This window comes from Streptosporangium sp. NPDC050855, from assembly GCF_044456585.1.
GTDB classification, from domain to species: domain Bacteria; phylum Actinomycetota; class Actinomycetes; order Streptosporangiales; family Streptosporangiaceae; genus Streptosporangium; species Streptosporangium longisporum.
Window position 1 is genome coordinate 157,036 of sequence record NZ_JBITFY010000008.1, and the last position, 19,622, is coordinate 176,657.

The window sequence follows — 19,622 nt, forward strand, 5'->3', positions numbered from 1 at the left end:
TGCGCGCATGTCGCGACGCCGCTCGACCCTGCTCGTCCACCTGCTGTCGGCCGTGACCGCCACGGCCCTGGCCACCACCGTCCTCGCCGGACCCGCCGAGGCCGCCCCGGCCGCGGCCTCCCTCGCCGCTCCCGCCACAACCTCCCTCGCGGCCCCCGCCACCGTCCGGGCCGGCGCGCCCGTGGCCACGACCGGGTTCCGGTTCGTCGACGTCCCCGGCGCCGACGTCACCCTCAAGGCCAACGTCATCGCCCCGGCCGCCGCCGGGCGGTACCCGGCCGTCATCCTCCCGTCCAGCTGGGGACTGAACGACCTGGAGTACCTGGCCCAGGCCAGAGCGCTGGCCGGACGCGGCTACGTCGTCGTCTCGTACACGCCCCGGGGGTGGTGGGCCTCCGGAGGGGAGATCGACACCGCCGGTCCCCGGGACATGGCCGACCTGTCCAGGGTCGTCGACTGGACGATCGCCCAGACCGCGGCCGACCCGGCCCGCATCGGCGCGGCCGGCATCTCCTACGGGGCCGGGCTCAGCCTGCTGGGCTCGGCGTTCGACCGGCGGATCCGGGCCGTCGCCGTGATGAGCGGCTGGACCGACCTGGTCCACTCCCTCTACGGCGACTCCACCCGCCACCGGCAGTCGTCCGGGCTGCTCCGGCTCTCCGCCGACCTGCTGGGCAACGCCGGTCCGGAGCTGACCGAAAGGCTCGGCGACTTCGCCGCGGGCCGCGACCTGGACGAGATCGTCGCGTGGGCGAACGTCCGCTCCCCGGCGACGTACCTCGACGCCATCAACGCCAACCGGCCCGCGGTGCTGATCGCGAACGCCTGGAACGACTCGTTCTTCCCGCCCAACCAGCTCGCGGACTTCTACGCGCGGCTGACCACCCCCAAGCGCCTGGAGCTGCGGCCCGGGGACCACGCGATCGCCGAGTTCACCGGCGTGCTGGGCCTGGAGAACGACGTCTGGACCAGCGTGTACCGCTGGTTCGACCAGCACCTGGCCGGCATCGACACGGGCATCGGCGGGGAGCCGCCGGTCCTGGTGAAGCCGCACAACGCCGCCCGCGAGGGGTACGCCGACTGGTCCGCGCTCACCTCCGCGACCCGCCGGTACGGGCTGGGGCAGATCCGCAGGCTGGACCGCACCGGCCTGCTCGGCGGGGAGCCGCAGGCCGGCTGGAGCAAGAGCCTTCCCACCGACCTCGACACCACGGCTAACGGCGGCCAGGTGCTCGTCTCCAACGGCATCGCCGCGTTCACCGGCAGGCGTCCGCAGATCTGGCTGCCCACCGTGGACCGGGGCCGGGCCGGGGTGTGGGCGTCGGAACGGCCGTCCACGGCGCAGCGGATCCGCGGCATCCCGACGCTGCACCTGGAGCTGGGCGACACCGCGGCCCGCGGCACCGTCATGGCGTACCTGTACGACCTCGACGCGCTCGGCAACGCCCAGCTCATCACCCACGCCCCGGTGAGCTGGCTGGGCACCGAGGGCGGCGACCGCGCCGTCGACGTCCGCCTGCCCGCGACCGCCTACGACCTTCCCGCGGGCCACTCCCTGACGCTGGCCGTCGACACCGTCGACCCGCTGTACTACGACGAGAACGCGCCGGGCGGCACGGTGACCGTCAAGGGCGGGTCCTACCTCGACGTCCCGCTGAAGTAGACGCCCGGCCCCGTCGCCGGCCCCGTCGCCGGCCACGGGCCGGCGCCGGCGTCGTGTCACGCCCTCGCGCTCCCGGTGGCCGGTGGCCGGGCCGGCTCCGGCGCGCGAGCCGCGCGGTCGTCCCGGGCGTCCGTCCCGGGCGCGGGCGCGCCGCCGAGGAACAGCCCGTCCAGCATCAGCTCGATCGACCGGTGGGCGGCGGCCTGCGCCGTGGCGACGTCCCCGTCGCCCCGCAGGACGCCCTCCACCATGCCGAACAGCAGCGCCAGGTCGTGGGCGCGCAGGTCGCCGCGCACCTCGCGGCGTTCCTGGGCGCGCCGCAGCGGCCCGGTCAGCGCGACGACGATCCTGCGCTCGTACCGCTCCCGCGTGCCGGTGTCCATGCGGTACGCGAGCGTCACCAGCGAGCGCATCCTGACCTGCGCGTACAGCACCTGTCCGAGCAGGTCCCTGAAGGGCGGCCACGGTCCCGGGCCGCCGGCGCAGTCCTCCAGCCGTGACAGCTCGGACGCGATCACCGCGTCGGCGAGCGCGGTGCGGTCCGGGAAGTGGCGGTACAGCGTGGCCTGGCCGACGCCCGCCCGCCGGGCGATCTCCGGCATCAGGCCGGGCGACCCCGGGGCGCACATCATGTCCGCCGCGGCCTGGATGATCGCCAGCCGGTTCCGCCGGGCGTCCTGGCGACGCGGCCCCCGCGCACCGTAACCCATGACACGCTCCTCAACCACCGATGTTACCGACTGGTAAAGATGATGACACCGGCCCCGGGATACGGCCACCCTCTCCGGCCGGATCGGTATGCCGCGCACGCCCCGGCCCGGCCCGGCTCGTCCCGTCCCGGCTCGTCGCGGCCGGTCCGCCGGGTCTCCGCGGGTCAGCGGGACGCCGCGGCGCCGACGCCGTAGATCGCGCTCAGCAGGGGCATGGTCAGGGCGGCCATCTCGGCCGGGGACCGCGGGCACCCGCGCTGGAGCCAGTCGGTGACCACGCCGATGAGCGCCCCGGCGGTGAACGCGGCGGGGACGTCGTGCGGGATCTCCGGCGACGACCCGTCGCGCTCGGGAAGGTCGCCACCGGCGAGGGCCTGGCGCACGCGGTCGTGGACGCCCGCGGTGACGCGGCGGCGGATGTGGTCGGCGACGCGCGCGCTGCCCTGCGGTCCCAGCAGGCCGCGGTAGAGCCCGGAGTGCTCGGCGAGGCTGGCGAAGAACGCCTCCAGCGACCGGCTCGCGTCCCGCGTCACGTCCACCGTGCCGGGACCGGGGCCGGGCAGGGACCCGATCAGATCGTCGATCATCGCGGTGCAGGCGGCCTCGGCCAGCTCGTGGACGTCCCGGTAGTGGTCGTAGAAGGTCGAGCGGCTCACCCCGGCGCGTTCGGCGACGTCGGCGACGCTGATCCGGGACAGGTCCCGCTCCTCGACCAGCCGGATGAGCGCGCGTTCCAGGGCCGCCTGGGTGCGGCGCACCCGCCGGTCACCCGAGGGGGCGCCGCTCGCCCTGGTCGTGGCCACGTCCCTCACCCTACCTTCTCACTACATATGTAGGCTTTCCTACACCTGTCGGTTAACCTGACGGCAGGACGAGCCAGGGAAACGACGACATCCACCCCGTCCGTTCACGAGGAGACGCCGAATGAGTCCCAGCGAGCAGGTCCTGAGCTACCCGATCCTCGGTGACGCGGCCCTGGAGCCGCCCGCCGAGTGGGCGGAGCTGCGCCGGCGGTGCCCGGTCGCCCCCGTGACGCTGCCCAGCGGCGACCGGGCGACATTGCTGACCCGCCACGAGGACGTCAAGCGGGTGCTCGCCGACCCGCGCCTCACCCGCCAGCTCAACGCGCCCGACGCGGCCCGGCTGTCGGCCGACGGGGGCGGGGTCTTCAGCAGCGAGATGGCGCAGATCATCCCCGACGGGGGCGAGGAGCACCTGCACTGGCGGCGCCTGGTCGGCAGATGGTTCACCGCCAAGCGGATGGCCGCCCTGCGGCCCGCGATGACGGAGATCGCCGACCGGCTCGTCGACGACATGGTCGCGCAGGGCCGGTCCGGCGACCTGCGGGCCGGGCTGGGCTTCCCGCTGCCGGTGTACGTCATCTGCGACATGCTCGGCGTGCCCGCGGCCGACCGGGACCGGTTCGCCTACTGGTCCGACACCCTGCTCAACCTCACCCGCTACGGCCAGGCCGAGATCGAGGCCGCCCAGGTCGAGTTCTTCGAGTACATGGCCGGCCACGTCGCCGCCAAGCGCGCCGAGCCGGGTGAGGACCTGCTGAGCGAGCTGATCGCGGTCGGCGGCCCCGAGGACGGCGGGCTGTCGGACACGCAGATCCTGGTCACCGGCATGGCGCTGCTGGTCGCCGGGCACGAGACCACCGCCAACATGATCGGCAAGATGGTCTGCATGCTGCTGGCCGACCGCGGCCGGTGGGAGCGGCTGCTGGCCGACCCGTCGCTGGTGCGCACGGCGGTGGAGGAGTGCCTGCGGTTCGACGCCAACGCGGGCATCGGCCTGCCGCGGTACCTGCCCGAGGAGATCGAGGCCGGCGGTACGGTCCTGCCCCGCGGCACCACCCTGATCTGCAGCATGGCCGCGGCCAACCGCGACGAGGACGTCTTCGACGCCGCCTCCGAGATGGACCTCGGCCGCAGCCCGAACCCGCACCTGGCCTTCGGCACCGGCGCCCACTCCTGCCTGGGCCAGGCCCTGGCCCGTACCGAGCTGCAGGTCGTGCTGGAGGTGCTGCTGCGCAGGCTCCCCTCCCTGGAGCTGGACGTGCCCGCGCATGAGCTGGAGCGCGTGGAGGGCCTGGCCGTCGGCGGCCTGCGCACGGTCCCGGTCCGTTGGTGAGCGGGCACCGGCCGGGGCGTCGCGGACGTCACGCGCCGGGAAGCCGGGCCTCCAGGCCGTCGAGGAGGGCTTCGAGGCCGTACTCGAAGGTGCGGTCGGGGGCGGCGGCGTAGTCCAGGGCGGGCGGCGTCTCCAGGCGGGCGCGCAGCCGGGGGAACCCCATGGCGACCTCGCCCGCCCTGGTGACGGTGTCCTGGATCAGCGCCTCGGCGTCCGCGCCGTTCCGGCCGAGCCTTCGCCTCAGGGACACGGTGGCCGACGCGCCGAGGACGGCGCCCATGACGAAGGTGAAGACGGTGGCCGCGGCGCGGTCGGCCTGTGCGCCGGTGAAGCCGGCCGCCTCGTAGACGGCCAGGCTGTGGTCGTCGTGGCGCGCCTTGCCCGGCCCGTAGAACAGGTGGGAGCCGAAGGCCTGGACGAGCCACGGGTGCCGGGTGAGCATCGCGTGCAGGCCGGTCGCCATCGCCGTGGCCGCGGCGCGCCAGCCGGCCGTCCCGGGGTCGGGCAGCCCGATCTCGTCCCAGACGCGGTCGCCCGCGAGCAGGAGCAGGTCGTCCTTGTTCTTGACGTGCCAGTAGACCGCCGTCGCCGCGGCGCCGAGCCGCTTTCCCAGGGCGCGCATGTTCAGGCCGTCCAGGCCCTCCTCGTCGAGGAGCTCGATCGCGGTCCGGATGATCTGTTCCTTGGTCAGCGTGTCGCGCGGCATGCGCTCACGATAGGGCACCCGAACCGACTTGAACAAAGTTCAGGAAAGTTGTTGAACTTAGTTCAGGTGGTGGGTTACGTTCTCCTTGAACTTAGTGCAAGCCGATCGCGGCGCCACCGGGCGCCCGTTAGAGGAGACCTCTCGTGAACACTCTCATCGCCGTCATGCAGCTGCTCGTCGCCGCGGCCTTCCTGAGCATCCCGCTGGTGCGTCACCGCTACGGGGCCACCGCGACGGCCGGCGCGCAGGCGGAACTGGAGCGCCAGGGGGTACGGCCCACCGTCCTGGCCGAGAACGGGATGAGGTTCGACGCCGGTGGCCACGAGACGGCGATCCCGGCGACGGTCGCCGCGGTGATGACCGTGCTGGCCGGGCTCAACCTGGCCGGGAGCGGCCACGCCCCTCTGCTGAACGTGATCTTCCAGTCGATCGTCCTGGCCGGGAGCTGCCTCATCCTGTACAGCCAGGTGACGGCCACCCGGTCCGTACAGGCCGCCTTCCGGCGCAAGGGCGACCCGATGCTCGCCCGTATCGACGTCCCCGCCCTGCTCAAGGCGGCCGAGGACGGCTTCCCGGCCTGGACGTGGACCCTGCAGAAGGTGCGGCACGTCGTGGCGTTCGGCGCCTCGATCCTGGTGCTGGCCGCGGTGTTCGCCGCCTGACGGACGAGCGCCCCGCTCCGCCGCCCTCGTCGCCCTTCCCCCGCTCCGCCCCAGCCGTCCCCGTCGCTCCCGCCGCACCGTCGCCGGTGCGGCCCGCCCCTTCCTGGAGACCCACCGTGCCACCCTCCGTCGCCGCCGCCGTCACGCTGCAGCTCCTGCTCGCCGCGACCTTCGTCGTCATCCCGGTCACCGCCGGGGTCACCGGGGCCAGGGCCCAGCGGGCGGCCGAGGCGGAGATGGCCGGGCAGGGACACCCGGCCACGCTGCTCGCCCGGCACGGGATCAGGTTCGAGGAGAGGCCCTGGGAGTTCGCGCTCGCCCTGGGCATCGCCGCCTGCCTGGCGATCCCGGCCTGGCTCAACCTCACCGCGAACGGGACCGGCCGCGTCCTGTCGTGGATCGTCGAACCGCTCGTCCTGCTCGCCGTCGGCTCCGTCACCGCCGGGCAGGTGTTCGCCGTCCGCTACACCGAGGCCGCGCTCGCCAGGTCCGGCGACCCCGCCGCGCGGGACGTCGACGCGCGAGCCGTGCTCGCCGCAGCGAACACCGGATTCCCCTCCTGGCTGCGCCCCCTCGTCCTGGCGCGCTTCGCGCTCACGACCGTGGGCTCGCTCCTGGTCATCGTCCTGCTGGCGACACCCGAGGCCGGCGCGTACTTCCGCTGACCGGTGCACGCCCCTTCCGTGACCCACGTGACGCCATCGTGACGTCACCGCGCCCCGGCACTTCGGGTCCGTTTTTTCACAGGTGAGAGCGACATGACATGCCCTCGTACGGAGAAGCGCGCCCCGCGGACGAGTGCGGCGACCGGCGTGACGCCAGAAAAAACCGTTCGCGACTTGAAATGGCGTCACCATGACGCCATAGTGGCGTCATGGACCTCACACCATATGTCGACACCCTCCGCCGCGATCTGGCGGTCGCCGCGGAGGCGGGTGGCCCGGACGCTCGCGCGCTCGCCGAACGTCTCGTCGCACCGCTCGAATCGTCCGTCCGGCTCGCGCTGCTGGAGGCCCTGTCGGCCGCCGCGGGAGAGATCACCCGCGACCTCGCGCCGGGCTCGGTCGACGTACGGCTGCGCGGGCGCGACCTCGACTTCCTCGTGACCCCCCCGGCGGCCGACCGGGCTCCGGAGGAACCGCGGGCGAGCAGCCTCAGGAGCGCGCTGGCCGGCGCGGTGGAGGTCGCGATGGGCGTCCGGGCGCCCGTCCCGGAGGAACCGGCCGAGAGCGACGAGGGCGGCACGTCCCGGATCTCGCTCCGCGTCCCCGACCACCTCAAGCCACGCATCGAGCGGGCGGCCGGGCGGGAGGGGCTCTCGATCAACGCCTGGCTCGTCCGCGCCGTGTCCGCGGCGCTCGAACCCGGTGACGCGGGCCGCCGCCCCGGCCAGGCCGACGATCCGGGAACCGGCCGGCACTACACCGGCTGGGTACGCTGACGCGATCCGCGCACCCCACCGGCCCGTCCACACCGGCCCGTCCCCGCTCATCGCCCGTCCCCGCCGCCGGGACACCCACCACCGTTCACCGTGAGGGCACCGCCATGCCGACTTTCGACACCCCGGAACCGATCCACGCCGTCATCGAGCTCATGACCGCCGACGTCCGGATCCACGCCGGCGACCGCACCGACACGGTCGTGGAGATACGCCCGAAGGACGGTCTCGACGACACCGGCGCACAGGGCGCCGAACAGATCCGGGTGGAGTACTCCCGGGGCCGGCTGCTGGTGAAGGCGCCCGCGCCCACGCTCCGCTCGTGGTTCCGGTGGAGCGGTTCGGTCGAGGTGACGGTCGAGCTGCCGGAGGGCTCCCGCGTCGACGCGAAGACCACCGGGGACTTCCACTGCGAGGGCCGCCTCGGGGACTCCCGGTTCGAGACGGCCGACGGCGACATCTGGCTCGACCGCACGGGCAGGCTGCGGCTGAACACCGCCGACGGCGACGTCACGGTGGTCCGGTCGGCCGGGCACACCGACGTCACCACGGCCAACGGCGAGATCCGGATCCACGAGATCGACGGCGCGGCGGTGATCAGGACCGCCAACGGCTCCATCACCCTCGGCGAGGTCACCGGCGACCTGCGGCTGAAGACGGCGTACGGGGACATCACCGTCGACCGCGCGCTGGCGGGCGTCGACGCCAGGACCGCGACCGGCAACGTCCGGGTCGGCGAGGTGACGCGCGGCCCGATCGTCCTGGAGACCACCTCCGGAGAGATCGAGGCCGGCATCCGCGAGGGCACCGCCGTCCTGCTGGACGCGAGGACCGACCACGGCACCGTGAACGTCCTGCTGGACCCCAGCGACGGCCCCCGGCGCGGCGACGAGACCGCCCAGCTGCGCGCCCGCACCTCCGACGGCGACATCGTGATCCGCCGCACCCCCGGCTGACCTCCCCGTCGGGTCACCCGGTCCACAGACTTCCGACACAGGAGAAGCCATGCCCCCCGCGATAACGGCCGAAGGCCTCGTCAAGAAGTACGGCGACGTGATCGCCCTCGACCGGCTGGACCTGTCCGTCCCCGAGGGCACGGTGTTCGGGCTGCTCGGGCCGAACGGCGCCGGCAAGACCACCACGGTGCGGATCCTGACCACGCTGCTGAGGCCGGACGCCGGCCGTGCCACGGTCGCGGGGTTCGACGTCGTCCGCGACGCCCAGCGGCTGCGTTCCCACATCGGGGTCTCCGGGCAGTACGCCGCCGTCGACGACCACCTCACCGGCGCCGAGAACCTGGAGATGGTGGGACGGCTCTACCACCTGGGCACCGGGCGCAGCAGGGAGCGCGCACGCGAGCTGCTGGAGCGCTTCGACCTGGCCGGGGCCGCGGACCGTCCCGTACAGGGCTACTCCGGTGGCATGCGGCGGCGGCTCGACCTGGCCGGGGCCCTGGTCGCCGACCCGCCGGTGCTGTTCCTCGACGAGCCCACCACCGGCCTGGACCCCCGGGCCCGCGCGGCGCTGTGGGACGTCCTGTCCGAGCTCGTCGCCGCCGGCACGACGCTGCTGCTCACCACCCAGTACATGGAGGAGGCCGACCGGCTGGCCGACCGGCTCGCGGTGATCGACCATGGCCGCGTCATCGCGCTCGGCACGCCCGACGAGCTCAAGGACCGGGTCGGCGGCGACCGGATCGCGCTGACCGTGACGCGCCCGGAGGACCTGGAGAACGCCCGGCGGACGCTGGCGCCCCTGGCCGTGGGAGAGACGCAGGTCGACGCCCCCGCGCTCCAGGTGATCGTCCCGGTGGCCCACGGCGCCGCGTCGCTCGCCGACGCCCTGACCAGGCTGGCCACGGAGCGCATCGCCGTGAAGGACGCCGGCCTGCGGCGGCCGACCCTCGACGACGTGTTCCTGACCCTCACCGGACACGAGACGACGCAGAACGCGAAGGAGCACGGCCGATGAACGTCCTGCAGGTGGCGATCGCCGACGGAATGACGATCACCAAGCGCGACGCGCTCAGAGTCAAACGCGCCCCCGACCAGCTCGGGGGCGTGATCATCCTCCCGATCGTGTTCATCCTGCTGTTCGCCTACGTCTTCGGCAGCATGATCCAGATACCGGGGATGTCGTACCAGGAGTTCATGATCCCCGGGATCTTCGTGCAGACGATCGTCATGAGCGCGCAGATCACCGGGTACACCCTGACCCACGACCTGCAGAAGGGCATCTTCGACAGGTTCCGCACGCTGCCCATGGCGCCGTCGGCGGTGCTGATCGGCCAGACCGTCTCCGACGTGCTGATGAACGTGAGCAGCATCGTCGCGATGTCGGTGATGGGACTGGTCGTCGGATGGCGGATCCACTCCTCGCCGCAGGAGGCCGTGCTGGGCTTCGCAATGCTGCTGCTGTTCTCCTACGCGTTCTCCTGGGTGACGGCGACGGTCGCGCTGGCCCTGCGCACCCCCGAGACGTTCAACAACATCGCCACCGTCGTGTCGATGCCGCTGGTCTTCCTCTCCAACGCCTTCGTCGACAGCGCGCGGCTGCCCGGGCCGCTGAAGGTGATCGCCGAGTGGAACCCCGTCTCCACGATCGTCCAGGCGGCGCGCGAGCTCTTCGGCAACACCGGCCCCGGTCTCCCGGTCCCCGACGCGTGGCCGCTCCGGCACGCCGTCCCGGCGTCGCTGCTCTGGTCGGCGCTGCTGCTGGTCGTGTTCGTCCCGCTGGCCACGCGGCTCTACAAGAGGGCGGTCAGCCGGTGACGACTCCGGGGAACGACGGTCCGCGCCTGTCCGACGAGGACCGCGACAGGATCGTCCAGCGGCTCCAGCACGCGTTCGCCGAGGGGCGGCTGAGCCCCGAGGAACTGGACGAGCGCCTCGAACGGGCCCTCACCGCCATCTCCGGCGGCGACCTGATGCCGGTGACCGCCGGTCTGCCCGACCCCGTCGCGGAGGACGTGGTCCAGCTGAGGTCCACGGGCGGGCGCATCAAGCGGACGGGCGAGTGGCGGGTCCCCCGGCGGCTGCGGGTCGAGTCGGAGTACGGGGGCGTGCTGCTCGACCTGTCCCAGGCCGTCGTCGACCACCCGGAGATCGAGATCGACCTCCGGCTCGCGTACGGCTCCGCCACGATCGTCCTGCCGCCCGGCGCGACCGCGGACGTGGACGGGGTGGCGACCGAGTGGGGCGGCGTGACGTGCAAGGTGCCGGCACGTGCGCACCCGGGCAGGCCGCACGTCCGGGTCACCGGCGAGCTGGCCTACGGCAGCGTGCGCGTCCGGTACCCGCGCCCGTGGTCCTGACCGGTCGCGTCCGTCGCCGGTGGCCCCGGTCGTGCGCGTCCGTCACCCCGGTCCCGGTCGCGTCCGTCACCCGTGGCCCCGGTTTCCCCACCCCGGTTCCCCACCCGGGGCGGGGAGCCGGGGCCCGGCCCGTCCCGGGGCCGGGGAGGTCTCAGCGCCGGCCGCGGAAGGTGCGGCGCAGGTCGTCGACCCAGGCGCCGGGGATCTCCCAGGGGATGAAGTGGCCGCCGTCCTCGTGGGCGGTGAGGTTGACGTGGTGGTACCAGGCGGCGCGGTCACCGGAGAGCCAGCTCTGGATCCGCTGCTCGGGGGTGGTGACGCCCGGCGGGTTCTCGTGGCCGACGAAGGTGATGCCGGTGGGGGCCTCGACGACCGGCCACCGGTCGTGGGAGGGGGTCCAGGGGTAGCGGTTGGCGTTGGCGTAGTAGCGCATCGAGGTGCCGACGGCGTTGTTCACCCAGAAGATCATGGCGTGGGTGAGCAGGTCGTCCTTGGAGAAGACGTTCTCCACGTCGCCGCGGTTGTCGCTCCAGCGGTCCCAGCGCTCCAGCAGCCAGGCGAGCAGGCCGACCGGTGAGTCGGTGAGCCCGTAGGCGAGGGTGTCGGGATCCAGGACCTGGGCCGCCAGGTGGACGGCGAAGCGCCGCTCCAGGGAGACGAGCCGGCGGCGCGCGGGCTCGGGCAGGTCGTCGGGGATCGGCCGCCCGCCGCTGAGGTCCCAGGCCCGGTCGCCGTTGAACAAGGTGAGCTTCTGGCCGGAGCCGATGTGGACGGCGTGCAGCGCGTCGGCGTACCTGTGGCCGAGCTGGCCGGTGACCAGGGCGCCGATGTCGCATCCCGCGGCGGCGTACCTGTGATGACCGAGGACGTCGGTCATCAGGGTGTGCCAGAGGTCGGCCACCTTCCAGAAGTTCATGTCGTGGTGGTCCCGCAGCGGGGTGGAGAAGCCGAAGCCGGGCAGCGAGGGGACGATGACGTCGAACGCGTCGGCCGGGTCGCCGCCGAAGGCCGCCGGGTCGGCGAGGGGGTCGACGACCTTCGACCAGTGCCAGAACGTCCACGGCCAGCCGTGCGTGAGGATCAGCGGTACGGGGTCGGGCCCGGCCCCGGGCCTGCGCATGAAGTGGACCGGGACGCCCTGGACGTCCACCCGGTAGTGCTCGTAGGCGTTGATCGCGGCCTCGGCCTCGCGCCAGTCGTAGCGGTGGAGCCAGTGGTCGGCGAGGTCCCGCAGGTAGGCGCGGTCGACGCCGTAGCGCCCGTCGTGATCGCCCGTCCCGTCGTGATCGCCCGCGACGTCGGGCCACTCGGGCCACCGCGTGAGGCGCAGCCGTGCCCTGAGGTCGTCCAGCACGGCGTCGGGGACGTGAACGGGCGTGGGCTGCAGGGAGGAGCGTGCCGTGGCCGTCATGGGGTTCCTTTCGAGGTCGCGAGGGGACCGGCCCGGGTCAGCGCTCGTCGTCCATGAGCGCGGCCATCCGTGCCAGTGCGGGCAGGGCGGCGCCGATGGCGTGCCGTTCCTCGGGGGTCAGGGTCTCGGCCAGCCGCGCGAGCCGGTCGACGCGGTCCCGGCGCCGGGTGTGGACGATCCGCGCACCGGCCGGGGTGACCTGGACGAGCACCGCACGGCGGTCGCCGGGGTCCGGGCGGCGCTCCACCAGCCCGTCGCGTTCCAGCCGGTCGACGAGCTGGGTCACGGCGGGCTGGGTGATCTGCTCGGTCGTCGTCAGCGCGGTCAGCCGCATCGGGCCCCGGTGGGTCAGCGTGTGCAGGACCGACAGCGTGGTGAAGGTGTGCCTCTCCGCCGAGGGGAGCCGGATGAAGCTCCGGATGAACTCCTCCAGCACGGCGGCGAGGTCGCCGGCGTCGAGCTCCTGCCGTCTCCGCGGTGTCATGGGCCGAATGTATCACCGATTTATATAAGTTGCTTATATGAGCCGGTGATACGCGGACGAGACAGGAGTGCCGTGCGGCCTCACCCGTACCTGTGGACGTCTTGACCATCGTGAGTTACTTTTCCCGACATGAGGCTTAGATCGTTCATGCGCTCACTGTCGGTTCTGTCGGCACTTTCGGCGGTGTCGGTGTCCTCGCTGCTCTGCGCGACCGCCGCGACCCTGCCCGCGGGCGCGGAGACCGGTGCGCGGGCCGGCACGGAGACCGGCACAGGGACCTGGACGGAGACCTGGACGGAGACCGGTGCGGGGGCCGGTGCCTCGGCGTTCCCGCGGCTCGGCTGGGACGTGAAGCAGACCGGCGTGACCTCCCGCCTGCGCGGCCTGTCCCCCGTCAGCCGTGACGTCGTCTGGGCCTCGGGCAGCGAGGGCACGGTCCTGCGCACCGCCGACGGCGGGCGGAGCTGGTCCGACGTCGGCCCGCCCGGCACCGAGACCCTGCAGTTCCGCGACGTCGAGGCCCTCGGCCCGCGCGAGGCGGTGGTCCTGTCCATCGGCGAGGGCACCGACTCCCGCGTCTACCGCACCGACGACGCCGGACGGACCTGGGCGGAGACGTTCCGCAACGACGAGCCCCGCGCCTTCTACGACTGCATGGCCTTCTTCGACCGCGAGCACGGGCTGGCGATGAGCGACCCGGTGGACGGGAGGTTCCGCATCCTGTCCACCGGCGACGGCGGCCGGAGCTGGCGTGTGCTGCCCTCCGACGGGATGCCCGCGGCGCTCCCGGGTGAGGCCGGGTTCGCCGCGAGCGGCCAGTGCCTGACCACCTCCGGGGAACGCGACGTCTGGCTCGCCACCGGCGGCGCCGACCGTTCCCGGGTGTTCCACTCCCGCGACCGCGGCCTGACCTGGACCGTGAGCGACACCCCGATCCCGGCCGCCGACCCCGCCCGCGGCGTCTTCGCCCTCGCCTTCCGCGGTCCCCGCCACGGCATCGCGGTGGGCGGCGACTACCGGCCCGACCAGCGGTCCCCGATGGCCGCGGCGCTGACCCGGGACGGCGGGAGGACCTGGCGGCCGGCCGCCGCGGCGCCCCCCGCCTACCGGTCGGGGGTGACCTGGCTTCCGTTCCCGCCGTTCGCGGCCGTCGCGGTGGGCCCGTCCGGCAGCGACGTGACGCTCACCTCGGGGCGGACGTGGACGACCTTCGACACGGGCTCGTTCGACACCGTCTCGTGCACGCTCCGCGCGGGCTGCTGGGCGTCGGGAGAACAGGGCAGGGTGGCCCGCCTGCGGCTGGGCTGACCCCGCCCCGCTCCCCCGGCGCCCCCGGCGCCCCACCGGCCCGGCCCGGTCCGCGGTACGGGGCCGGACCGGCGGGGCCCGCCGGACGCCGGGTCAGGCGTGGCCGCTGAACCGGCCGAAGCGGCCCCGGTGGTACAGCAGCGGACGGTCCGGGCCGTTCGCGACCGCCTCGGCGACCAGGCCCACCACCAGGATGTGGTCGCCCACCTCGGCGGTCTGGTGGGGCAGGCAGATCAGGTGCGCCGAGACGTCCCGCAGCAGCGGCGCCCCCAGCGGCCCGGGGCGCCACCGGGTGGGTTCGGCGAAGCGGTCGATGCCCTTGCGGGCGAACCGCGAGGCCAGTTCCGCCTGGTCACCGTTCAGGATGTTGACCGCGAAGTGGTCGGCCGCGCGCAGCAGGGGCCAGGTGGTGGAGTGCCGGTCGACGTAGAAGGAGACCAGCGGCGGGTCCAGGCTCACCGACGAGAACGAGGTCGCGGTCAGCCCGGCGGGCACGCCCTCGGTCTGCGCGGTGATCACGACGACGCCCGCGGCGTGCGCCCCCAGGGCCAGCCGGAAGGTCTCGCCGTCCACGCCCAGGACGGGCGGATCGAGCGGATCGGACGGGACCGGGTGCGGGGTGGTGACGTTCTCCGCGGGACCGGGCGCGGCCGTACGCGGGGCTTCGGTGATGGTGTCCGTCATGCCTGCGCTCCCTGTCCGAGCGTCTCCCTGAGCGCGGCCGTCACCTGGGGGGCGACCCGGTCGGCCCAGGGGCCGAGGCGGGCGTCGAGGGCGGGGATCTCGGCCTCGGCCAGTGCCAGGCCCGGGGTGGGCACGAGCGCGCCCAGTTCGACCAGTACGGGCCGCAGGTGGATCTCGACGGCCAGGGCGTGCCGCGGATCGCCCATGACCAGCAGCGGCAGTGCCACGGTCCCGGTCAGCGCGCCCCCGGGCAGCCGGTCGAGGAACACCTTGAGCAGCCCGGTGTAGGTGGCCTTGTAGGTGGGGCTGGCCACCACGAGCACGCCGGCCCCCCTGACCAGCTCCAGCGCCACCTCCACCTGCGGGGACGCGGCCGGGGCCGGCAGGTGCGGCGCGAGCGCCGCCAGGTCCACGACCTCGGGCGGGTCGTCGTACCCGATGCGCCGTCCGAGCGTCTCGGCCGCGGCCACGGCCACGGTCCGCGTCCGGGACCCCTCGCGGGGGTTGCCGACCAGCGTCACGACGGAGCTCATGACGCCACCACCGCCTCGGGCCGCGCGGCGACCGCGGACGGCTCGTAGCGGGAGGCCGGACGCGGCAGGCCGTAGTTCTCGCGCAGCGTACGGCCCTCGTACTCGGTACGGAACAGGCCCCGCAGCTGCAGTTCGGGGACGACGTGGTCGACGAAGTCCTCCAGGCCGCCGGGCAGGATCGGCGGCATGATGTTGAAGCCGTCGGCCGCGCCCGCGGTGAACCACTCCTCGATCTGGTCGGCGATCTGTTCGGGGGTCCCGGCCACGACCCGGTGCCCGCGCCCGCCCGCCAGGCGCCCGAGGAGCTCCCGGACGGTGAGGTTCTCCCTGCGGGCCAGGTCCACGACGAGCTTGCGACGGCTCTGCGCCCCCTCGGTCTCGACGGAGACGTCGGGCAGCGGCCGGTCCAGCGCGTCATGCGTCAGCTCGATGCCCGTCAGGGTGGAGAGCTGGGCCAGGCCGTAGGCGGGGGTGATGAGATCCTGCAGCTCCCTCTCCAGCCGGTGCGCCTCCGCCTCGGTGGAACCGATGATCGGGGAGATGCCGGGCAGGATGAGCAGCTCGTCGTGACTCCTGCCGTACCGGGCCAGGCGGCTCTTGAGGTCGGTGTAGAACTCCCGGCCCTCGGCGAGGGTCTGCTGTGCGGTGAAGACCGCCTCGGCGTGCCGCGCGGCGAACTCCTTGCCCGCCTCGGAGGAGCCGGCCTGCACCAGCAGCGGGTGTCCCTGCGGCGGGCGGGAGGTGTTGAGCGGGCCGCGGACGGCGAACCGCTCCCCGGCGTGCTCGATCGGGTGGATCCTGGTCGTGTCCGCGTAGACGCCGCCGTCGCGGTCGCGGACGATCGCGTCGTCCTGCCAGCTGTCCCAGAGCTTGGTGACCACGTCGAGGAACTCGTCGGCGCGGGCGTAGCGGTCGGCGTGCGCGGGGCGTTCGATGCCGAAGTTGCGTGCCTCGGCCTCACCGGCCGAGGTGACGATGTTCCACCCGGCCCGGCCGCCGCTGATGTGGTCCAGGGAGGCGAACTTGCGGGCGACGTGGAACGGCTCGTTGTACGTGGTGGAGACGGTCGCGATCAGGCCGATGTGGTCGGTGACCGCGGCGAGCGCGGACAGCAGGGTGAGGGGTTCCAGGCCGCCGAGCGCGTTGTGGCGGACGTCGCCGTGCAGGGCCAGGCCGTCGGCCAGGAAGACCGAGTCGAGACGGCCGCGCTCGGCGACGCGCGCCAGTTGCTGGTAGTGCCGGACGTCGTTGAGCCGGGCGGGTTCGGTGCGCGGGTGGCGCCAGGCGGCCTCGTGGTGGCCGACGCCCATGAGGAAGGCGTTCAGGTGCAGCCTGCGGGTGGTCATGAGGTGGTCCTCCACGTCGAGAAGCGGCGCTCCACAGCGAGCAGGAGCAGGTTGAACAGCAGGCCCAGCGCGGAGATCGTGATGATCCCGGCGTACATGTCGGGGATGCGGAAGCTGAACTGCGAGTCCTGGACGAGGTAGCCCAGGCCGGCCTTGGCGCCGACCATCTCGGCGAACAGCAGCACCAGGATGGAGGTGGCCCCGGCCAGCCGGATGCCGGTGAAGATGGTCGGCACGGACGCCGGGAGGATCACCTTCTGGAACAGCCGCAGCGGGCTGAGCCCCATGGACCGGGCGGACTTGATCAGCAGCGGTTCCACGGTCCTGACCCCGCTGACGGTGTTGAGCAGGATCGGCCAGGAGCAGGCGTAGAACACGAAGATGATCTTCGAGGGTTCGCCCAGGCCGAGGACCAGGATGAAGACCGGGAGCAAGGCCACGGCCGAGGTGTTGCGGAACAGCTCCAGCACCGGGCTGAGGAAGTCGGCGACCGGCCGGTAGCGGCCGATGGCCAGGCCGAGCGGGACGGCGGCCAGGATCGCCAGGCCGAAGCCCGAGACGGAACGGATCAGCGACGCCTGGAAGTGGTCGACGAGCTGCCCGGAGACGAGCAGGTCGTACCAGGCGACGAGCACCTGCGAGAGCGGCGGCACGAACACCGCGTCCACCACTCCGATCCGGGGCAGCACCTCCCAGATCCCGGCCAGCAGGGCGACGGCCGACGTCCTGCGCAGCAGCAGTCCCAGCCACGAGACCGCGGACGTCCGCGCGGCGCCGGTGACCCTGAAGAAGTTCGTGGCCCGGTCCTCGGCGGTGGGCACGTCCCCCCTGACCGGCTCCCCGCCGTTCCCCGTCGCGGGCAGGACCGGCGGGGCGCTCGCCGGGCCGGTCCCGGCCGGGTCCGCGGTGACGGCGCCCGGCCGGTCCGCGGTGAGGGTCCCCGGCCGGTCCGCGGAGGCCGACCGTGCGGGGGCACCGTGTGCGGTCCCGGTCGCGGTCCCGGTCGTGGTCCCGGTCGTGGTCCCGGTCGTGGTCGTGGTCCCGGTCGTGGTCGTGGTGGGGATCTGGGATGCGGTGGCGGTCCTGGGGACCTCGGATGTGGTGAGCGCGTCAGCCAACGGTCCGCTCCTGTTCCTGAGCCGTGGCGACCTCGTCGCGCAGCAGTGTCCAGACGTGATGGCGGTACTCCCCGAAGACGGGGTCGGCGCGCAGGTCGCCCTCGCGCGAGTCGAAGGCGATGTCGACGATCCGCTTGATCCGGCCGGGCCGGGACGTCATCACCGCGACCCGCTGTCCGAGGTAGACGGCCTCGTCGATGCCGTGGGTGATGAACACCACCGTCTTCTTCGTCTTCTCCCAGATGCGCAGCAGTTCCTCCTGGAGGGACTCGCGGGTCTGCGCGTCCAGCGCGGCGAACGGCTCGTCCATCAGCAGCACGTCCGGGTCGAAGGCCAGGCTGCGGGCGATCGCGACGCGCTGGCGCATACCGCCCGACAGCTCGTGCGGGTAGCGGTGCTCGAACCCGCCCAGCCCGACCAGGTCCAGGTAGTGCCGTGCCCGCTCGCGCCGCTCCTTCCTCGGCACGGCCTTGGCCTCCAGGCCGAACTCGATGTTGCCCAGGGCGGTGCGCCAGGGGAACAGCGCGTACTGCTGGAAGACGACGCCGCGGTCGAGACCGGGGCCGTTCACGACCTCGCCGTCGATGAGGATCTCGCCGCCGGTCGGCGCGGTGAGGCCCGCGATGAGGTCCAGCAGGGTGAACTTGCCGCAGCCGCTCGGGCCGACCAGGGTGAGGAACTCGCCCTCGCGCACGTCCAGGTCGACGCCCTGGACGGCGGTGAACGGGCGGCTGGATCCCCTGATCCGGAAGACCTTGTCCACGTCCCGGATCCCGATCTTCACCGGCCGGGCGGCGGGGTCCCCGCGTCCCGCCTCGAAGGTCTCCAGGTCGGCGGGGCCCTGGCCGACGTCCCCGCCGACGTCCCCGCCGGTGCTCCTGCCGGCGGTCCTGTCCTCCGCGACGCGCGGGCTCATGACGCGCTCCCCTTCGCGAAGGGGTTGAACTCGTTGGTGTAGAGGTCGGACACCCTCACCTGGCCGGGCTTGATCTCGCCCTCGCGCTCCAGCCAGTCGACCCAGGTGGTGAACTCCTTGTCGGCGATCACGCCGCCCTTGCCGCTGATCCCGCTGCTCTTCCAGAACTCGACGGTCGTGGCGTCCTCGTTCCGCCCGCGTGCGGCGATGATCTCCTTGTACTTGGCGACCACCTCCTCGCGGGAGTGGGTCTGCGTCCACTCGACGGCCTTGGCGAAGGCGCCGACGAACGTGGCGGTGGTCTTCGGGTTCTGCTCGATGAACTTCTCGGTGAGCACGACGCTGCCCGCCGTGAAGGAGCCGAACAGGTCGATGTCCTTGAACAGGGGCTTGATGCCGCCGCGCTCCAGGGCCTTGTCGCGCAGGATGCCCGAGAGCGCGGCCACGTCGATCTGCCCCTGGCGCAGCGCCTGCTCGGTGTTGACCGGCGGCACGACCACCAGCTCGACCTTCTCGATCTCCTGCGGCGTCAGGCCGCCGCGCTTGAGGTACTCCTTGAGCACGGCCTCCAGGTGGGCGCCGAGGGTGTTGACGCCGATCTTCTTGCCGATCAGGTCCCGCGGGCCCTTGATCGGTGATCCGTCGGCGACGAAGTAGCCGATGTAGCTGCCCTCGTCGCTGCCGTAGTAGCCGACCACGGCCTTGATGGGGGCACCGGCCGCCTTGAGCTTGACGATCGCGCCGTTGAACGCGCCGCCGAAGTCGGTCTGGCCGGTGGCGGCCGACTGGATGTCCTGGGGACCGGAGATGGTGTTGCCGACCCACTTGAGCTTGACGTCGCCGAGGTAGCCCAGCGCCTGGGCGAGCTCGGGGAAGGTGACGGCGCCGACGCTGCCCTGGTAGCGCAGCTCGGTGACCTCGGAGGCACCCGTACGGGACGATCCGGCGGCGGAGCCGCAGGCGGTCAGGGACAGGGCCAGCAGTACGGGCAGGAGGGCGTGTCTGGTTCTGATCACGGAGGTTGTCCTCGGAGAGGAAGGGCATGCTCGCGCGGCGCCGTGGCACGGCGGGACATGCCGGTGGGACGGGACGGGACATGGGGAAGGCGTGGGCACCGTCGGCCACGCGAGGGGTGAGGGTCGGGAAGGCGGCGGGAGGCCGCGTCCCTCACCGGCAGGGCGATCGTCAGTGATC

At 73.1% G+C, this 19,622-nt stretch carries 21 protein-coding genes; 10 read left to right on the forward strand and 11 right to left on the reverse strand.

Features of this window, described 5'->3' with window-relative positions:
- The first annotated feature begins 7 nt into the window (after positions 1-7).
- Positions 8-1,663, forward strand: a complete 1,656-nt coding sequence (locus ACIBCT_RS17835; protein ID WP_399189724.1) for a CocE/NonD family hydrolase — start codon at positions 8-10, stop codon at positions 1,661-1,663.
- A gap of 56 nt (positions 1,664-1,719) precedes the next feature.
- Here the strand turns inward: ACIBCT_RS17835 and ACIBCT_RS17840 are convergent, their stop codons facing one another.
- Entirely contained in the window at positions 1,720-2,373 is a 654-nt protein-coding gene (locus ACIBCT_RS17840; protein ID WP_399189726.1) for a TetR/AcrR family transcriptional regulator, read from the reverse strand.
- Between the two features lie 164 nt (positions 2,374-2,537).
- Complete coding sequence (locus ACIBCT_RS17845) at positions 2,538-3,176, reverse strand: TetR/AcrR family transcriptional regulator (RefSeq protein WP_399189728.1); 639 nt, start codon at positions 3,174-3,176, stop codon at positions 2,538-2,540.
- A 121-nt stretch (positions 3,177-3,297) separates the two neighbouring features.
- On the opposite strand from ACIBCT_RS17845, the gene ACIBCT_RS17850 reads away from it, so the two are divergent.
- Entirely contained in the window at positions 3,298-4,509 is a 1,212-nt protein-coding gene (locus ACIBCT_RS17850; protein ID WP_399189730.1) for a cytochrome P450, read from the forward strand.
- A 28-nt stretch (positions 4,510-4,537) separates the two neighbouring features.
- On the opposite strand, the gene ACIBCT_RS17855 is transcribed toward ACIBCT_RS17850, so the two are convergent.
- The gene (locus tag ACIBCT_RS17855; protein WP_399189732.1) at positions 4,538-5,215 is read right to left on the reverse strand and encodes a TetR/AcrR family transcriptional regulator; all 678 of its coding nucleotides are present in this window, start codon (positions 5,213-5,215) and stop codon (positions 4,538-4,540) included.
- 143 nt (positions 5,216-5,358) lie between these two features.
- Here ACIBCT_RS17855 and ACIBCT_RS17860 point away from each other — a divergent pair, with 143 nt between their 5' ends.
- From ACIBCT_RS17860 to ACIBCT_RS17890, 7 genes are all read left to right on the forward strand, one after another.
- On the forward strand, positions 5,359-5,877 hold the full coding sequence (locus ACIBCT_RS17860; RefSeq protein WP_399189734.1) for a hypothetical protein: 519 nt from the start codon (positions 5,359-5,361) through the stop codon (positions 5,875-5,877).
- A 116-nt stretch (positions 5,878-5,993) separates the two neighbouring features.
- Complete coding sequence (locus tag ACIBCT_RS17865) at positions 5,994-6,542, forward strand: hypothetical protein (protein WP_399189736.1); 549 nt, start codon at positions 5,994-5,996, stop codon at positions 6,540-6,542.
- 209 nt (positions 6,543-6,751) lie between these two features.
- Positions 6,752-7,318: a hypothetical protein gene (locus ACIBCT_RS17870; RefSeq protein WP_399189738.1), complete on the forward strand. Its 567-nt coding sequence runs from the start codon at positions 6,752-6,754 to the stop codon at positions 7,316-7,318.
- A 104-nt stretch (positions 7,319-7,422) separates the two neighbouring features.
- Positions 7,423-8,271 carry a DUF4097 family beta strand repeat-containing protein gene (locus ACIBCT_RS17875; protein WP_399189740.1) on the forward strand — a complete coding sequence of 283 codons (849 nt, stop codon included), beginning with the start codon at positions 7,423-7,425 and terminating at the stop codon, positions 8,269-8,271.
- A 49-nt stretch (positions 8,272-8,320) separates the two neighbouring features.
- Positions 8,321-9,286, forward strand: coding sequence for an ATP-binding cassette domain-containing protein (locus tag ACIBCT_RS17880; RefSeq protein WP_399189742.1), 966 nt, complete (start codon positions 8,321-8,323; stop codon positions 9,284-9,286).
- Entirely contained in the window at positions 9,283-10,086 is an 804-nt protein-coding gene (locus ACIBCT_RS17885) for an ABC transporter permease (protein WP_399189744.1), read from the forward strand. The genes ACIBCT_RS17880 and ACIBCT_RS17885 overlap by 4 nt, the downstream gene beginning before the upstream one ends.
- A complete protein-coding gene (locus ACIBCT_RS17890; RefSeq protein WP_399189747.1) occupies positions 10,083-10,628 on the forward strand; it encodes a DUF1707 domain-containing protein in 546 nt (181 codons plus the stop codon). Before ACIBCT_RS17885 ends, ACIBCT_RS17890 begins: the two co-directional genes overlap by 4 nt.
- Before the next feature lie 151 nt (positions 10,629-10,779).
- Here the strand turns inward: ACIBCT_RS17890 and ACIBCT_RS17895 are convergent, their stop codons facing one another.
- Positions 10,780-12,039 carry an epoxide hydrolase family protein gene (locus ACIBCT_RS17895; protein ID WP_399189749.1) on the reverse strand — a complete coding sequence of 420 codons (1,260 nt, stop codon included), beginning with the start codon at positions 12,037-12,039 and terminating at the stop codon, positions 10,780-10,782.
- Between the two features lie 37 nt (positions 12,040-12,076).
- The gene (locus ACIBCT_RS17900) at positions 12,077-12,523 is read right to left on the reverse strand and encodes a MarR family winged helix-turn-helix transcriptional regulator (RefSeq protein ID WP_399189751.1); all 447 of its coding nucleotides are present in this window, start codon (positions 12,521-12,523) and stop codon (positions 12,077-12,079) included.
- 129 nt (positions 12,524-12,652) lie between these two features.
- Here ACIBCT_RS17900 and ACIBCT_RS17905 point away from each other — a divergent pair, with 129 nt between their 5' ends.
- Complete coding sequence (locus ACIBCT_RS17905) at positions 12,653-13,831, forward strand: WD40/YVTN/BNR-like repeat-containing protein (protein ID WP_399189753.1); 1,179 nt, start codon at positions 12,653-12,655, stop codon at positions 13,829-13,831.
- A gap of 93 nt (positions 13,832-13,924) precedes the next feature.
- On the opposite strand, the gene ACIBCT_RS17910 is transcribed toward ACIBCT_RS17905, so the two are convergent.
- From ACIBCT_RS17910 to ACIBCT_RS17935, 6 genes are read right to left on the reverse strand one after another with little or no spacing between them, the layout of a single operon-like run.
- Positions 13,925-14,515 (reverse strand): flavin reductase family protein, encoded by a 591-nt coding sequence (locus ACIBCT_RS17910; protein WP_399189755.1) that lies wholly within the window; start codon positions 14,513-14,515, stop codon positions 13,925-13,927.
- Positions 14,512-15,048, reverse strand: coding sequence for an NADPH-dependent FMN reductase (locus ACIBCT_RS17915; RefSeq protein ID WP_399189757.1), 537 nt, complete (start codon positions 15,046-15,048; stop codon positions 14,512-14,514). Before ACIBCT_RS17915 ends, ACIBCT_RS17910 begins: the two co-directional genes overlap by 4 nt.
- Positions 15,045-16,394, reverse strand: a complete 1,350-nt coding sequence (locus tag ACIBCT_RS17920) for an LLM class flavin-dependent oxidoreductase (protein WP_399189759.1) — start codon at positions 16,392-16,394, stop codon at positions 15,045-15,047. The genes ACIBCT_RS17915 and ACIBCT_RS17920 overlap by 4 nt, the downstream gene beginning before the upstream one ends.
- Complete coding sequence (locus ACIBCT_RS17925; protein ID WP_399189761.1) at positions 16,391-17,512, reverse strand: ABC transporter permease; 1,122 nt, start codon at positions 17,510-17,512, stop codon at positions 16,391-16,393. Before ACIBCT_RS17925 ends, ACIBCT_RS17920 begins: the two co-directional genes overlap by 4 nt.
- Complete coding sequence (locus tag ACIBCT_RS17930) at positions 17,505-18,428, reverse strand: ABC transporter ATP-binding protein (protein WP_399189763.1); 924 nt, start codon at positions 18,426-18,428, stop codon at positions 17,505-17,507. Before ACIBCT_RS17930 ends, ACIBCT_RS17925 begins: the two co-directional genes overlap by 8 nt.
- Complete coding sequence (locus ACIBCT_RS17935) at positions 18,425-19,444, reverse strand: ABC transporter substrate-binding protein (RefSeq protein WP_399189765.1); 1,020 nt, start codon at positions 19,442-19,444, stop codon at positions 18,425-18,427. The genes ACIBCT_RS17930 and ACIBCT_RS17935 overlap by 4 nt, the downstream gene beginning before the upstream one ends.
- Positions 19,445-19,622: the final 178 nt, after the last annotated feature.